Source organism: Gilliamella sp. Pas-s95 (genome assembly GCF_009795795.1).
Lineage (GTDB): Bacteria > Pseudomonadota > Gammaproteobacteria > Enterobacterales > Orbaceae > Gilliamella > Gilliamella bombicola.
On sequence record NZ_WTFC01000025.1, the window covers coordinates 1 to 15,225 of the forward strand.

Here is a 15,225-nt window from a genome sequence, read left to right on the forward strand (position 1 = left end):
AAAACGGCATAAGTTTAAAAGCCCTGCCTCCTTTTATTCAAAGGAGCTAAGAAAAATTGCACTTCATGGTGTAATCTAGGGTTTTTTTACAAAAAAACACCCATCTTTAACTCACCCCGTATATTCAGGCATAAAACAATTAGACATTTCACAACTATTGATAAAAAGTATAATATATAGCACTATTTAAATTATCGAAAAACCAATTCAACCATAAAGATAACATCATGCAAAAGTTTAATGTCAAAACCTTTCAGGGGTTAATTCTTACGTTACAAGATTACTGGGCTAATCAAGGATGCACCGTGATTCAGCCTTTAGATATGGAAGTTGGCGCCGGGACTTCTCATCCTATGACTTGTTTACGAGCCTTGGGGCCTGAGCCGATTAATGCTGCTTATGTTCAACCATCACGCCGCCCAACCGATGGTCGCTATGGCGAAAACCCAAACAGGTTACAACATTATTATCAATTTCAAGTTATCTTAAAACCTTCGCCCGATAATATCCAAGAGCTCTATTTAGGTTCGTTAAAAGAGTTGGGGCTTGATCCTACTGTTAACGATATCCGTTTTGTTGAAGACAATTGGGAAAACCCAACCCTTGGTGCATGGGGGCTTGGTTGGGAGGTTTGGTTAAATGGGATGGAAGTAACTCAGTTTACTTACTTTCAACAAGTTGGCGGGCTTGAATGTAAACCTGTTACCGGCGAGATCACTTACGGACTTGAGCGTTTAGCAATGTATATTCAAGGCGTCGATAGCGTTTATGATTTAGTTTGGAGTGATGGTGCATTTGGTAAAACGACTTATGGTGATGTGTTCCATCAAAACGAGGTTGAGCAGTCAACGTATAATTTTGAATACGCCAATGTTGAATTTTTATTTTATTGTTTTGAACAACACGAAAAAGAAGCTAAGTTTTTACTTGAGCTAGAAAAACCGCTTCCTTTGCCGGCTTATGAGCGTATTTTGAAAGCCGCCCACTGTTTTAATTTGCTTGATGCGCGTAAGGCGATTTCGGTCACAGAGCGTCAACGTTATATTTTGCGTATTAGGACGTTAACAAAAATGGTGGCCGAGGCATATTATGCATCTCGTGAAGCACTTGGGTTCCCTATGTGCCAAAATTCACGCGCTAACGACAGTGCATCAAAGTAGGAATTAGAAGATTATGCAAAAAACATTCTTAGTGGAAATCGGTACCGAAGAGTTACCACCAAAATCACTCCGCACTTTAGCAGAAAGCTTTGCGGCAAATTTTATACAACAGCTTGATAATGCCAATTTAGAACATGGTGAAGTGCTTTGGTATGCTTCGCCACGTCGTTTAGCGTTAAAAGTTTTAAATTTGAGCGATACCCAGCCCGATAGCCAAATAGTTAAACGAGGTCCGGCAGTGAGTGCGGCATTTGATGTCAATGGTCATGCGACTAAAGCTGCCGAAGGTTGGGCGCGAGGTTGTGGCATTACTGTTGAGCAAGCTGAGCGTATACAAACCGATAAAGGCGAGTGGCTTTCTTATACTCAAAATCAAAAAGGTCAGCCTGTCGTTAATCTTTTATGTGATATGGTTAAAACCGCATTAAGTAAATTACCTATCCCGAAGCCAATGCGTTGGGCAGCAAGACAAGTCGAATTTATTCGCCCATGTCATACGGTGACTATGTTGTATGGTGATGAGCTTGTGTCTGGTACCATTTTAGATATTGAGTCAAACCGCATTATTCGTGGCCACCGTTTTATGGGTGAACAAGAGTTTACTATCGATAATGCCGATCAGTATCCTGAAATTTTAGAGCAACGCGGTAAGGTGGTGGCTGACTATGATAAGCGTAAAGCGATCATTAAACAACAAGCCGAAGATGCCGCAGCAAAATTAAACGGTAAAGCCGACTTAACCGATAGCCTGCTTGAGGAGGTGTCGTCATTGGTGGAGTGGCCTGTTGTGTTAACCGCTAAATTTGAAGAGCGTTTTTTAGCCGTTCCTGCAGAGTCGTTAGTGTATACGATGAAAGGTGATCAGAAGTATTTCCCTGTTTATGATAATCAAGGAAAATTGTTACCTAACTTTATTTTTGTTGCCAATATTGAGTCAAAAGATCCGCAGGTGGTAATTTCGGGTAATGAAAAGGTAGTTCGCCCTCGCCTTGCTGATGCTGAGTTTTTCTATAAGACGGATTTGAAACAACGTTTAGAAGATCGTTTGCCTCGCCTTGATACGGTATTATTTCAACAACAATTGGGTACGGTTAAAGATAAATCACTTCGTATTGAAGCTTTATCTGGTTTTATTGCTGAACATATAGGTACCAATGTTGAGCAAGCGAAACGAGCAGGTAAGTTGACTAAATGTGATTTAGTGACCAATACCGTTTTTGAATTCCCTGAAACGCAAGGCATTATGGGCCGTTATTTGGCACTAAAAGATGGTGAAAGCAGTGAAGTGGCCACCGCAATTGAAGAACAATATAAACCACGTTTTGCTGGCGATGAATTACCAAGTACTGCTGTGTCTTGTGCGGTTTCTATCGCTGAAAAAATGGATACTTTAGCGGGTATTTTTGGTATCGGTCAGCACCCTAAAGGCGATAAAGATCCTTTTGCATTACGTCGCGCTGCAATTGGTGTTTTACGAATCATTGTTGAAAAGACACTACCTTTAGAGCTTGTTGAATTAACCAGTTATGCCGCATCGTTATATGGTGATAAACTGAGTAATACAAATGTGGTTGAGGATATTGTTACTTTTATGCAAGGTCGTTTCCGCGCTTGGTATCAAGAACAAGGCTTTGCCATTGATACTATTCAAGCGGTTTTAGCGCTTAACCCAACAAAACCGGCTGATTTTGATGCGCGCATTAAAGCAGTTACTCACTTTAGAACCTTGCCAGAAGCATCGTCATTAGCCGAGGCCAATAAACGGGTGTCAAATATCTTATCTAAAGCCGAAATTACTATTCCAGAACAGATCAATGCAGCCTTGCTAGAAGCAGGTGCTGAAGGTGAATTAGCTAAAAAATTGGCAGTTTTAACCGATAAACTTTCACCTTATTTTAGTGAAGGTCGTTATCAAGATGCGTTAGTTGAATTATCGTCTCTTAAAGAGACGGTCAATGCCTTTTTTGATTCTGTCATGGTTATGGTTGACAATGAACAGATTAAACTTAATCGATTAGCGCTTTTGAAAAAGTTGCAGAACTTATTCTTAAAAGTAGCGGATATTTCATTACTACAAGCCTAATTGACAAATTGAATTTTTCAACAACATAAATGGTGGTAACAAAACCAGTTACCACAAGAAAGGAACTTTTATGGAAGAGCAAAAAAAACTGACTTTTTCTTTAATCTTTGAACAAACAATGAATTTTACTCGTAACCATGTAATGCCTATTTTGTTTGTAAGCCTAATGGTAGCGTTAGCTAATTCGGTTATTACTAACTATCTTTACTATCTTAGTTTGAACTTCCACTTGTATTTAGATCTATCTCCCCATATTCCAATTTTGATTCTAGGTTTGTTAATCCATAGCACTATGAAGTCAATTAGTATTGCAACCATTAGTAATCTTAATAGCAGCGATAAACTTAAGCCAAAGCTATTCTTGTCTAGTTTTCTATCCAGTATGCTAAAAATTCTTGGTTTTTATATTACTTTTATTTTTTTAGTATTCTTAATAGCAATCATTTTATCTTTAGTATTTATTTGTTTAAATTTTTTATTACCTAGCATTTTGATTTTGTTATTAATTGCTTTAATACTAATTGTTCCAATTATATTTTTCTCTATTTTTTCTGATCTCTTTTTCGGGTCATTAGCTGATCCTAAACAAAAAAGTTTCGCTGATTTACTTTCGTTAAACTATCAGCTAGTAAAAAAATATTGGGCTCCTGGTCTTTTGATGTTATTAATTAGCGGTGCATTTTTTACCCTTTTGGCCAAATTGAGTATGACCTTAAATAATGAAAATATTATATTGAGTGCTATCATTTCATTCGCCTCTGCCTTTTTTGATATCTTTGTTACTAGCTTTTTCTATCGTCTTTATTCGCTAGCCACTAATACTACTAGCCAAAACTTGCCGGCAAAAGATGATCATGAAACAACCAGTAATTTGATTGTTTAACTATTCTGATCCTCACCAATTTTTGTTGGTGAGGATTAACGTGCTATGTCAATTTGCGTGTATTAATTTGTTATAACAAAACCGGTAGGATAATAACTATGACACCCGCTATTAATTTGCTTAAAAAGTTAAACATCAAATTTAACATTCACCAATATAAGCACGATCCGAACCAAATCCACTACGGACAGGAAGCTGTAGATAAGCTTGATCCAAGTTTAAATGTCACTGCCGCCCAAGTGTTTAAAACGTTGGTTGTGAGCTTAAACGGTAACCCTAAAACCTTAGCAGTTTGTGTGTTACCCGTTGATGGTCATTTAGATCTTAAAAAAGCTGCAAAAGCGTTAAATTGTAAAAAAGTAGATTTGGCAGATCCTAATTTAGCACAAAAGGTAACGGGCTATTTAGTCGGTGGAATTAGCCCTTTGGGCCAAAAACAACACTTTCCAACATTGATTGATTTAAGTGCAAATCAGCTCACTACAATGTTTATATCGGGCGGTAGAAGAGGATTAGAAATTGAAATTTCTCCCCAAGATTTGGCTGATATATTAAAAGCCACATTAACTGAAATAACCACTTAAAATTATCGGTAAAACAATTTTTAATTTGCTGTTGAGTTTAAGTGTTACAAAGTGGGATAAAAAATTAAGAAAACAGACCGTTTTCTATTTTTAGCACATATTATTTTATGTGTAGTAGCAGGGGCACAAAACGATGTCCTATGCCCTTGAAATCTTCCATCAATAAGAAATTATCGATAGAAAAAGAATCAACTTATTTGATTGCTTCTTTTAAACTTTTACCAGATACAAATGCTGGTACTTTGCTTGCTGCAATTTTAATTTCTTTACCAGTCTTAGGGTTACGGCCTGTACGTGCTTTACGAGCATTAACTTTGAATGTACCAAAACCAACTAATTGAACTGGTTCACCAGCTTTTAATGACTCAGTGATAGCTGCTAATGTAGCTTCTAATGCTGTTTTAGCTGCAACTTTAGTAATATCTGCTTTGCTAGCAATAGCGTCGACAAGTTCTGTTTTATTCATGGGTATATCCTTACATATTATTTTATTGTTAAAGTTAACATTACATACAAAGCAAGAATCAACAATCCTAGCTTCGTTACTGTAAACAATGTTTAGGTTACATTGCTGTTAAATGTAGTCTATATTTGCTTAAGATTAAAGAAAAATTTAATAAAAAATAAAAAAATCACACTTCAAATGGCTTAATTGCTCAAAAAAACACCAATATTACTTGTTTTAGCCGACCGTATTTCATCTTTTAAGCCTTTTATTAACTCAATCGTTTCGTTGGTTTCATCGCGTAATAATCGAAAGAGTTCCCACTGCAAATCAAACTCGTCAACAACGCTCTGTAAGTTTTGTTGTTCGTCTTCAGATAGAGCAACATTGGTTTTAGTCATTTCAAATTCGGCAACAGTAGTGGCGGATATACCACTTACCTTGGCACTATGTTCGGCTATTTCACCACTCAAATAAGAGTGTAGAACTTCACTAAGCGCCTGACAGGCATCAATAGCAGGGTAAACCATATAAGGGCTGTCCTCAGTTACCGTGGGAATAATGGCTTCTAATTTTTCAAGCTGTAAATCGAAGTTGATTTTAACATCTTCAACCATTAATGATTCCCAGACTAAATCTAGTATTTTTTTGTAGCTCTTTGCATCTTCTTCATTTTGTTGTTGCTGGCAATAAAAAACAAAATTGGGATACATTCGTTCACATAGGCAAGCCATAAATAAACGTTGTTGCCATTGTGGTAACTTTTCTATTCTTAATTGAATAGGGTTTTTAATCATGATGAAACCTTTTAGACTTTTGATGCACTGCGTCAATTAAATATTGCACATGTTCAACGGGAATATCTTGATGAATACCGTGACCTAAATTAAAAATATGACCAGAATAAGCACCAAATTCATTAAGAATGGTGCTAACATTAGATTCTATTGTAAGTTTATCCGCATATAAAACAGATGGATCTAAGTTGCCTTGTACGGCAATTTTTCCCTTTGATGCAATCGAGCTCAAATTTACAGTCCAATCAACACCAATAGCATCACACCCCGTATTGGCAATACTATCGAACCATAATCCCCCACCCTTTGTAAAAAGCGTGACAGGCACATAAGATGTGATGTCTGACGTTTTATGACCACGTTTTAATTTTGATAAGATTAATTGCATATAATGCAATGAGAATGTTTGATAACTTTGATGGCTTAATACTCCACCCCAAGTATCAAAAATCATAATAGATTGTGCTCCTGCTTCAATTTGAGCATTTAAGTACAAGGCCACGCTATCAGCAAGCTTTTCAAGTAGTAGGTGTAGCGCTTTAGGTTCGCTATAAAGCATTTTTTTTATTTTAGTAAATGCTTTACTGCTCCCTCCTTCTATCATGTAGGTGGCTAATGTCCATGGACTGCCTGAAAATCCAATTAACGGAACTTTGCCATTGAGCTCTTTTTGAGTTAAACGTATCGCTTCCATCACATAATTGAGTGATTGATTTGGATCAGGAATCGGTAATTGCTCAATATCAGACATGCAAGTAATCGATTTTGTAAATTTAGGTCCTTCACCTGCCTCAAAATGTAAACCAAGCCCCATAGCATCAGGAATGGTTAAAATATCAGAAAAGATAATAGCGGCATCAAGTTTATATCGTGCTATGGGCTGTAAAGTCGCTTCGCAAGCGAGTTCGGGAGTTTGACATAAAGTCATAAAATCCCCTGCTTTTGCTCTTAACTGGCGATACTCGGGTAAATAGCGGCCAGCTTGACGCATCATCCAAATCGGTGTGTAGTCCACAGGTAAACATTGCAAAGCACGTAAATAACGATCATTTTTTAATTGGCTCATATCTTCAGTTCTTTCAATAAAGAGGTTAGTTTGTCAAAAATTTCAGGATAATATGCGTTTAAGCATAAAAATCACCTGTTTTATCTATTATTTGTGCTCTAAACCTGAGGTTGTGATAATGTATTTTGAGCATAACAGATCAAAGCTTCAGAGATATTTTTCATTACACTACTTTCTGGAGCAAAACGATGCCAATATAACATTCGCCTTTGATATAACCCTTCCGTTAGATTGATTAATTCACCACTTTTTAATTCTTGTTCAACCTGTAATTTGGGTAGCATACAACACGCTGAACCTTGTTTAGCTAGTTGTACAAAGGCTTCAGATGAGCTGGTAATATGGCAAATTACACTGCCTGGCGTGAGGTTGAAGTTTTCTTGCAAAAAGGCTTGATGCATGTCATCTAGATGGTCAAATGCAACAGCTGGGGCTTTTAATAATGAGGAGCGAGTTACACCATTTGGAAAGTACTTTTTAGCAAAATCAGGAGAAGCCACAAAAATATAGTCTAGTGCACCTAATAAATCAGATAGGCAACCCGGTAAAGGGTTAGCTTGAATGCTAATTGCAGCAACCACAGTGCCTAAACGCAATAGTTCTAGCGTATGTTCTTCATCTTTAACTTGTATATCAAACCGTAAGATATTTTTATCTAAAACTGGTTTTAATGCAGGTAATAACCAAGTCGCTAACGAATCGGCATTGATTGCAATAGATAATGATAACGGCGTTGTATTTTGTTCATTATCCCCCAACCATTGTTGTTCTAATAACTCAACTTGGTGCAATAACCCTAAAAGATGTTCACCTTGTTTAGTGGCTTTTGGTGGAATGGTTCTGACCAATAATTGCTGACCAAAAAAGCTTTCTAATTGTTTAATACGTTGCGATACTGCAGGTTGTGTTATACACAATTTATCTGCTGCTCGTTCAAATCCTCGCTCTTTTATCACTGCATCTAATGCTTGTAATGCTCTATAATCTGGACGCTTCATAATCTCTTTAATAATGATTTGATCATTGCTTGAATATTTAAACTAATTTAATACCGCAATAAATTATAAATATATTAAAAATTAATATATTTTCTTAAAATCCTAATGATTTTTGCTTTCCAATTAGTTACTATGCCATATCTTCAATGATTTTGCTTTCAAAATTTTATTTTTTTAACAAAAATTATCCTCAAATTAGGGTGATATCATGACACAAGACGAATTAAAAAAAGCTGTAGGTTGGTCTGCATTAAAATTTATCAAACCTGATTCTTATGTCGGCGTGGGAACTGGCTCAACAGCATCCCATTTCATTGATGCATTAGCAACAATTAAAGATCAGATCAAAGGGACTGTTTCAAGTTCAGAAGCATCAACTCAAAAATTAAAAAGCTATGGTATTCCAGTATTAGATTGTAACCAAGTCGATAGCTTAGATGTTTACGTCGATGGTGCTGATGAAATCAATCATCATTTACAAATGATTAAAGGCGGTGGTGCAGCTTTAACCCGCGAAAAAATTGTTTCTGCTATTGCTAAGCAATTTATTTGTATTGTTGATGAGTCAAAAGTAGTTGATGTATTAGGCTCTTTCCCATTACCTGTTGAAGTGATTCCAATGGCTCGCTCTTATGTTGCTCGCGAATTATTTAAGTTGGGTGGAAAACCAATCTATCGTCAAGGTGTAGTCACTGATAATGGTAATGTTATTTTAGATGTTCATGATCTCGTCATCGCAAAGCCAATGGAATTAGAAAATAAAATTAATAGCATTGCAGGTGTAGTCACTGTTGGCTTATTTGCGAATAAAGGCGCTGATATTGCACTAGTTGGGTGTAGTACGGGTGTAAAAGAACTCAGATAAAATCATTTGTTAGAACAAATTTAAGAGAGGAAATAATGGTTATTCAGACTTTAACCAAAGATGAAAACAAATTTTTGTTACTCGAGGGAGTTCATCCGAGCGCAATAGATGTATTAAAATCAGCAGGCTTTACCAATATTGAATATCATAAAAGTGCATTATCGCCCGAAGAACTTCAGCAAGCCTTAAAAGATGTCCGTTTTATTGGGATCCGTTCAAGAACACAATTAACCAAAGATATTATCGACGCAGCACCAAAACTCGCTGGCATTGGCTGTTTTTGTATTGGCACCAATCAAGTGGATCTTGATGCGGCAACGGTGAAAGGTATTCCAGTATTTAATGCGCCATTTTCTAATACTCGATCAGTTGCTGAACTTGTTTTAGCTGAAGCAATTTTGTTATTGCGCCGAGTACCTGAAGCAAATGCTAAAGCACACCAAGGCAAATGGAATAAGATTGCCACAGGTTCGCACGAGGCACGTGGTAAAAATTTAGGCATCATTGGCTATGGTCATATTGGTAGCCAATTAAGCATTTTAGCTGAATCACTAGGGATGAATGTCTATTTTTATGATATTGAAACAAAACTGCCTTTAGGTAATGCTAAACAAATTTCAACCATGAAAGAGTTATTGGCTATAAGCGATATTGTCTCCATGCATGTGCCGGAAAACGCAACAACCATAAAGATGATCAGCGATAACGAAATCGATGCCATGAAATCAGGCTCAATTTTGATTAATGCTTCGCGCGGTAGAGTGATTGATATTGATGCATTAACTAAAGCCCTAAACACTCATAAACTGAGCGGTGCAGCTATTGATGTTTTCCCAACTGAACCGGCTAGTAATAACGATCCGTTTGAATCACCATTGTGCCAATTTGATAACGTGATTATTACACCACACATTGGTGGTTCAACAAGCGAAGCACAAGAAAACATTGGTATTGAAGTCGCTACAAAACTAGCTAAATACTCAGACACTGGCGCAACGCTTTCAGCGGTTAATTTTCCGGAAGCTTCTTTACCAATTCCAGCTAAAGGCGCAAGCCGTTTTATCAATATTCACCATAATCAACCCGGTGTACTAACCGCTATCAATACCTTATTTGCCGAACAAGGTCTGAATATTTCAGCTCAGTATTTACAAACCGATCCTAAAATTGGTTATGTTGTGATTGATATTGATAGAGTTGAACAAAACAAAGCTGAAGAATTGTTAGTGAAACTGCAAAACGTATCAGGAACAATCCGAGCCAGATTGTTATTTTAAGCGATTCAAGCTAGATAGATGGATTAACATTATTTTTTACAATAGGTTGATCCATCCAAAATAAGCTTTAAATCAATTTTATTGATTTTGTCTAACCGTATCTAGATAATGATATTTTTATATTATTTATCAATCACTTTTACTTTAATCACTTTAATACCTTTTTGCATTAGTGCATCATAATATCTATCATCTAAATTATCATCAGTGATAATTGTATCGACAGCACTTAGCTCACAAACTACATTTGGGCTACGTCGTCCAAATTTAGTTGAGTCAGCTAATAATATTAATTTTGCTGCAGCTTTGCTCATCGCCACACTACCGTGATAACTTTCATTAAAAGTTGTTATGCCACCCACTAAATCTACTCCATCGGCGCCCATAAATAGTTTATCAAATGTATAAAGTTCAAATGCGGCTGCTGTCGATGCACTATTACTGTGAAAAGAGGCTGATTTTCGGCGGAAGGTCCCTCCAGACAGAATAATGGTATGATTATTATTATAAGCAACTAGCTCGTTTACTATATGTAGGCTATTAGTCAAAATAGTCAGATTATCGAATTTAGCAAGCATAGGTATCATTTGTGCAACGGTACTACCAGAGTCAAAAATAATTGAATCGCCCTCATGAATCAGGTTAGCCGCTTCTTCTGCTATTGCTTTTTTCGATGCTGTGTTAATGTAAGTTTTATGATCGATGGCTCTATCACCAACTTCACGATTTAACATAGCACCACCATAAGTACGTAAAACCAAACCACTTTGGTGAAGCTGGGTAAGATCTTTTCTAATAGTTGTTCCAGTTGTTTTAAAATGTTCAACCAATTCATCAACACTAACCTGTCCATGGTTTTGGAGGTATTCTAAAATAGCTGTTTGTCGTAGCCTTACTTTCATACAAAATTCCATCATTATTAGTATACAAAAATTTTTATTTTGCAAAATATTATACTGTATAATGAAAGAAATTACTTTTTAAAATAAAAGGTAATATTCAATTATTTGCCGTTAAGGCAGTCGTTAATGCACTTTGTGATGCTTCATCATTCGGAAATATATTTTTTGGAATGATCTTTGATACTGACAATCCATGTAATTGTGAAATGGTTTTAGGCAAAGCAAATACCGTGATCCCCTTAATTATGACTGAATCAATAACAACTTTATTTTCATCTAATGAAATTGCAATTAATACCCTTGGCATAAACCGTTTACCTTTGCTACGACCAACGCCTAAATAAGTGCCTTTTTTCATGGCTAAGAAAGCTTGGTTAAAACGGCGAATTTGAAACCAACTAAAAACAATTTGGATACACCAAGCAATTAGGGCAATAGCAATTAATGTGGTCGTCATATTTGTGGTTTTCCATTTAATTTAGAATGAAAAGTGCGATAAGTTGTAAATTAACTTTCGCACTTTATTTTAACTAAAACATTACTTGTCCACCTGTAATGTTGATTGATTGTCCTGTGCAATAAGATGCTTTATCGCTTGCATAAAATAGTAATACGTTAAGGACATCTTGATAATCACAACCACGTTTTAACGGCACTTTATCAATATAAACTTGCTCAACTTGCTCATCTGGAATACCTAACTTTTTAGCGTATTGAGGTATTAATGATTGGAACATTGGTGATTTTAGTAAATTCCCCAACATTAATGAGTTTACCGTAATGCTATAATCAGCAAGATCAAGTGCCAGCGATTGCGTTAATCCAACACCACCAAATTTAGCTGCACTATAACCAGAATTATGCTTGCTACCTACTTTGCCTGATTTGGAGTTAATTTGGATAATTCGTCCATGAGTTTTGTGTTTTACCATTAATTTAGCAAACTCACGCGCACATAAAAAATAGCCAGTAAGATTTACATTAACTGATAATTGAAAATCACTTAATGTAAAATTAGTAATAGGTGCAGCTCTTGCAATACCCGCACTGTAGACCATTAGGTCAACACGTTTGAATGTATCATCAGTATCTTGAGCAAGTTTAATTACACTGTCTTCATTTGTTGCATCAACAGCAAAACCTTTTGCTGTACCTGCTCCATGTTTTTTGTTAATTTCTTCTGCCACTTTATTTGCATTAGTAACATTTAAATCAGCAACAACAACTTTGTATCCTGCATCGGCTATGCCTTTACATAAAAATTCGCCTAAAGTTTGGCCACCACCTACAACGACTGCTACTTGTTTCATTTTTAAGTTCCTTAGTCATTTAAAATTATAATTTCATCACCCACAGAAAGTTGATCTGGTAAATCACCTTTTACATGTACCGTTCCAGGCAATTCAGCCTGATGATTACCATCAAATCTTAATGTGATATGTCCCAACTCTCGAAAATTAATACTGCCTACATCACCGACTGCAGTAATTTCATAAACATGTTTACCTAATTTAATTTCTTGACCTACTTGCAAGTCTTGTTGCAAATCATCATGACTGTGAACAAAACAGTACTCAGCTAAATCGGCTGGTGCGCCATTTTTAAACAGGATTAGCATTCCATCAGCTAATGCCTCTTGGGCAAATTCACCAATTTGATTAATTTTTGAATGATAGATAACATTTGCCATTATTAACCTTCCGTCCGCTTATGATGGGATTTATCCATCCCATTTGTAATTTATTGATATATAAATAATGAAACAGCCCATGCAATTAAAACCGTTGGCGCGCCAGTTAAAAAACGACTAACCAACACAGATGGAACCCCTACTCTCACTGTATCTTGTTTAGCCTCAGCTAGTGATAGACCCACAGGAATAAAATCACATGCAGCTTGAGCATTAATAGCAAACAATGCTGGTAATGCTAAATGAGGAGGAATATTACCAAGCCCAATTTGTACACCAACTAAAGTACCAATAACCTGAGCAATAACCGCTCCAGGACCTAAGAAAGGAGAAAGTAATGGGAAAGAACAGATCAAGGCTAATATAACAAGTCCAAATGGGTTGTTTGCTAGAGGAACAAGCCCATGAGCAATAAAATTACCTAATCCTGATGCAATGATGATTCCAATTAATGCTGATACAAATGCCATAAAAGGAAGTATTGTTTTAAGTACCGTATCAATAGTATCACGACCAGCTTGGAAGAAAACGGCAACGCCGGATCCCATACCAATACCAATCCTTGCTAGTAATCCGTCGCTTTGTTCAGTAATTTTTTTACTGCTGTCATATTCCTTAAATTCAGCTGATTTATTATTTGTTTGCGGTTCTTTGGCTGCTGATGCCATTTCGCTTACGCTATCACCTTCTTTTTCTATCAATTTGATATTGTTTGTTTTTACTGCTGAAACATAAATATCTTCAACAATATATTGGGCAAGAGGACCTGATTTACCTGTTGCATGAATATTGACAGTTGGTACGCGGTTTTTTGGATAGATACCACAACGTAACGTGCCACCACAGTCAATAACCGCTACACCGATTTCCTCTTTAGGCGGTTCACCTTCCTTGAATCCATCAATAGCTTCCCATCCAGTTAATTTCACTAATGTATCGACAATCGCGGGACGAGTTCCTGCTGCAATATAAACAATCTTTTTTCCTGCAATGACAGGAAGTTCCAAAGGTCCACCCCAACCAGCTTCGCCTTTCTCAATACGAATAAATTTAGCCATTTTTATATTCCTTATCATTGTTAAAGATGAACTTTTCTTTCTAATTTAATACCCATTTTTCTTTCAAAAATGGCTGTACAAAAGTCAGTAATCCATCCTCGAAAAAAGTTAGTACCTAAACCAACAAGGAAATAGCTCACAGCAAGAGGGCCTAGAGGTAAATGTAATGTAGTTAAACCTGCCGCTATCCCTAAATAAACAAAAAGCTCACCAGGGTTAACGTGTGGAAATAATCCATTCATTGAATGGCAGCTATAAGATGAAGCTGCATAGTAGCTTGGCTTGTAAAACTCTGGCATAAAACGACCTAAACTTAATGTCATTGGATTACAAAAAACAAAAGTACCAATAAGAGGTAACAGTAAATATCTAGAAATGGGATTACCCGCACAAGCTTGCGCTAAACGTTCAATACGCTCTTGCCCAATAAATTTAATCACTGCATTCATTACAACAAGCAATGCAATTAATAATGGTAAAATTCCCGTTACCATCCCAACAAATACTTTTCCACCTTCTTGGAATAAACCAATAAACCATTCAGCACCAAATGAAATAGCATCAATCATATTGTCTCCTATTGAGTTGAATTTGAGTTGATAATACCAACACCAAAGCACAAAAACTTTTAAACAGATCACAATTTAAAAAAATACCTTTCATTTTAAAAGAAAATTAATTCAAAAAATAATTATTTTAAAATAAAGCAAATAAATGAAAGTGATAGATTGCTGAAATAACAGTAATAGCTAAAAATAGCTGATTTTTATTGGACATTAATTGTGAGTTGGCGTAACTTGATACAAAAGCGTTGTTTTATTATTCAATTTAAGGAGAATATATTATGGCTAAAAGTACTACCTCAGCAAAAAAACTACAACAAACAGCAATTTTATTCCCTACAGACTTAGGTCAAAAAGCGTCAAAAGATATTTCTGGAGCAATGAATTCTGTTTTAGCAGATGTTTTTGCTTTATATTTAAAAACTAAAAACTTTCATTGGCATGTTAGTGGTCCTCATTTCCGTGATTACCATTTAATGTTAGATGATCATGGTGAAGAGCTATTTGCCATGACAGATCCAATTGCAGAACGTGTACGTAAATTAGGCGGAACAACACTACGTTCAATCGGTCATATCGCTAAATTACAAAGCATTTCTGATAATGATGCTGATTTTGTTGAACCATCAGATATGCTTGCCGAACTTTGCCAAGATAATGTAAGACTAACAGAACGTATGCGTGTAGCACATGATATCTGTGATAAGTACAACGATACGGCTACAGCAAGTTTAATTGAAGAGTGGATAGATCAAACGGAACAACGTGCATGGTTCTTATTTGAAGCCGGACGAAAAGTCGACTCATCAGGACATTAATAAATAATTATTAATGAATAAAATAAGAGGCATATT

17 protein-coding genes are annotated in these 15,225 nt (G+C 36.1%); 7 read left to right on the forward strand and 10 right to left on the reverse strand.

The window, feature by feature from the left end; all coding sequences use genetic code 11:
* Nucleotides 1–227 precede the first annotated feature (227 nt).
* From glyQ to ybaK, 4 genes are all read left to right on the forward strand, one after another.
* A complete protein-coding gene (glyQ, locus tag GQ598_RS07630) occupies nt 228–1,160 on the forward strand; it encodes a glycine--tRNA ligase subunit alpha (RefSeq protein ID WP_091350656.1) in 933 nt (310 codons plus the stop codon).
* Between the two features lie 10 nt (nt 1,161–1,170).
* Nucleotides 1,171–3,243 carry a glycine--tRNA ligase subunit beta gene (gene glyS, locus GQ598_RS07635; protein ID WP_160403463.1) on the forward strand — a complete coding sequence of 691 codons (2,073 nt, stop codon included), beginning with the start codon at nt 1,171–1,173 and terminating at the stop codon, nt 3,241–3,243.
* A gap of 70 nt (nt 3,244–3,313) precedes the next feature.
* Nucleotides 3,314–4,126 carry a hypothetical protein gene (locus tag GQ598_RS07640; RefSeq protein ID WP_160403399.1) on the forward strand — a complete coding sequence of 271 codons (813 nt, stop codon included), beginning with the start codon at nt 3,314–3,316 and terminating at the stop codon, nt 4,124–4,126.
* A gap of 98 nt (nt 4,127–4,224) precedes the next feature.
* Nucleotides 4,225–4,710: a Cys-tRNA(Pro) deacylase gene (gene ybaK / locus GQ598_RS07645; protein WP_160403401.1), complete on the forward strand. Its 486-nt coding sequence runs from the start codon at nt 4,225–4,227 to the stop codon at nt 4,708–4,710.
* A gap of 193 nt (nt 4,711–4,903) precedes the next feature.
* Here ybaK and GQ598_RS07650 read toward each other — a convergent pair whose 3' ends face one another.
* The 4 genes from GQ598_RS07650 to GQ598_RS07665 all read right to left on the reverse strand — a co-directional run bounded on the left by GQ598_RS07650 (nt 4,904) and on the right by GQ598_RS07665 (nt 8,016).
* Nucleotides 4,904–5,176, reverse strand: coding sequence for an HU family DNA-binding protein (locus tag GQ598_RS07650; protein ID WP_065558407.1), 273 nt, complete (start codon nt 5,174–5,176; stop codon nt 4,904–4,906).
* Nucleotides 5,177–5,358: 182 nt separating this feature from the next.
* Nucleotides 5,359–5,952 carry a YjaG family protein gene (locus tag GQ598_RS07655; RefSeq protein ID WP_160403403.1) on the reverse strand — a complete coding sequence of 198 codons (594 nt, stop codon included), beginning with the start codon at nt 5,950–5,952 and terminating at the stop codon, nt 5,359–5,361.
* A complete protein-coding gene (gene hemE, locus GQ598_RS07660) occupies nt 5,945–7,018 on the reverse strand; it encodes a uroporphyrinogen decarboxylase (RefSeq protein WP_160403405.1) in 1,074 nt (357 codons plus the stop codon). Before hemE ends, GQ598_RS07655 begins: the two co-directional genes overlap by 8 nt.
* A 98-nt stretch (nt 7,019–7,116) precedes the next feature.
* Nucleotides 7,117–8,016 carry a LysR family transcriptional regulator ArgP gene (locus GQ598_RS07665; RefSeq protein ID WP_091350644.1) on the reverse strand — a complete coding sequence of 300 codons (900 nt, stop codon included), beginning with the start codon at nt 8,014–8,016 and terminating at the stop codon, nt 7,117–7,119.
* 208 nt (nt 8,017–8,224) lie between these two features.
* Here GQ598_RS07665 and rpiA point away from each other — a divergent pair, with 208 nt between their 5' ends.
* Both rpiA and serA read left to right on the forward strand, forming a co-directional pair.
* Nucleotides 8,225–8,881: a ribose-5-phosphate isomerase RpiA gene (gene rpiA, locus GQ598_RS07670; protein WP_160403407.1), complete on the forward strand. Its 657-nt coding sequence runs from the start codon at nt 8,225–8,227 to the stop codon at nt 8,879–8,881.
* 35 nt (nt 8,882–8,916) lie between these two features.
* On the forward strand, nt 8,917–10,158 hold the full coding sequence (gene serA / locus GQ598_RS07675; protein WP_160403409.1) for a phosphoglycerate dehydrogenase: 1,242 nt from the start codon (nt 8,917–8,919) through the stop codon (nt 10,156–10,158).
* Nucleotides 10,159–10,280: 122 nt separating this feature from the next.
* Here the strand turns inward: serA and GQ598_RS07680 are convergent, their stop codons facing one another.
* From GQ598_RS07680 to srlA, 6 genes are all read right to left on the reverse strand, one after another.
* Nucleotides 10,281–11,060, reverse strand: coding sequence for a DNA-binding transcriptional repressor (locus tag GQ598_RS07680; protein WP_160403410.1), 780 nt, complete (start codon nt 11,058–11,060; stop codon nt 10,281–10,283).
* 97 nt (nt 11,061–11,157) lie between these two features.
* On the reverse strand, nt 11,158–11,517 hold the full coding sequence (locus GQ598_RS07685; RefSeq protein WP_160403413.1) for a transcriptional regulator GutM: 360 nt from the start codon (nt 11,515–11,517) through the stop codon (nt 11,158–11,160).
* A gap of 73 nt (nt 11,518–11,590) precedes the next feature.
* Nucleotides 11,591–12,370, reverse strand: coding sequence for a sorbitol-6-phosphate dehydrogenase (gene srlD / locus GQ598_RS07690; RefSeq protein ID WP_160403415.1), 780 nt, complete (start codon nt 12,368–12,370; stop codon nt 11,591–11,593).
* 11 nt (nt 12,371–12,381) lie between these two features.
* Nucleotides 12,382–12,750 (reverse strand): PTS glucitol/sorbitol transporter subunit IIA, encoded by a 369-nt coding sequence (gene srlB, locus GQ598_RS07695; RefSeq protein WP_160403417.1) that lies wholly within the window; start codon nt 12,748–12,750, stop codon nt 12,382–12,384.
* Between the two features lie 50 nt (nt 12,751–12,800).
* Nucleotides 12,801–13,808, reverse strand: coding sequence for a PTS glucitol/sorbitol transporter subunit IIB (locus tag GQ598_RS07700; protein WP_160403419.1), 1,008 nt, complete (start codon nt 13,806–13,808; stop codon nt 12,801–12,803).
* Between the two features lie 20 nt (nt 13,809–13,828).
* Nucleotides 13,829–14,377: a glucitol/sorbitol-specific PTS transporter subunit IIC gene (gene srlA / locus GQ598_RS07705; RefSeq protein WP_160403420.1), complete on the reverse strand. Its 549-nt coding sequence runs from the start codon at nt 14,375–14,377 to the stop codon at nt 13,829–13,831.
* A gap of 275 nt (nt 14,378–14,652) precedes the next feature.
* Here srlA and GQ598_RS07710 point away from each other — a divergent pair, with 275 nt between their 5' ends.
* Nucleotides 14,653–15,189, forward strand: coding sequence for a Dps family protein (locus tag GQ598_RS07710; RefSeq protein WP_160403423.1), 537 nt, complete (start codon nt 14,653–14,655; stop codon nt 15,187–15,189).
* Nucleotides 15,190–15,225: the final 36 nt, after the last annotated feature.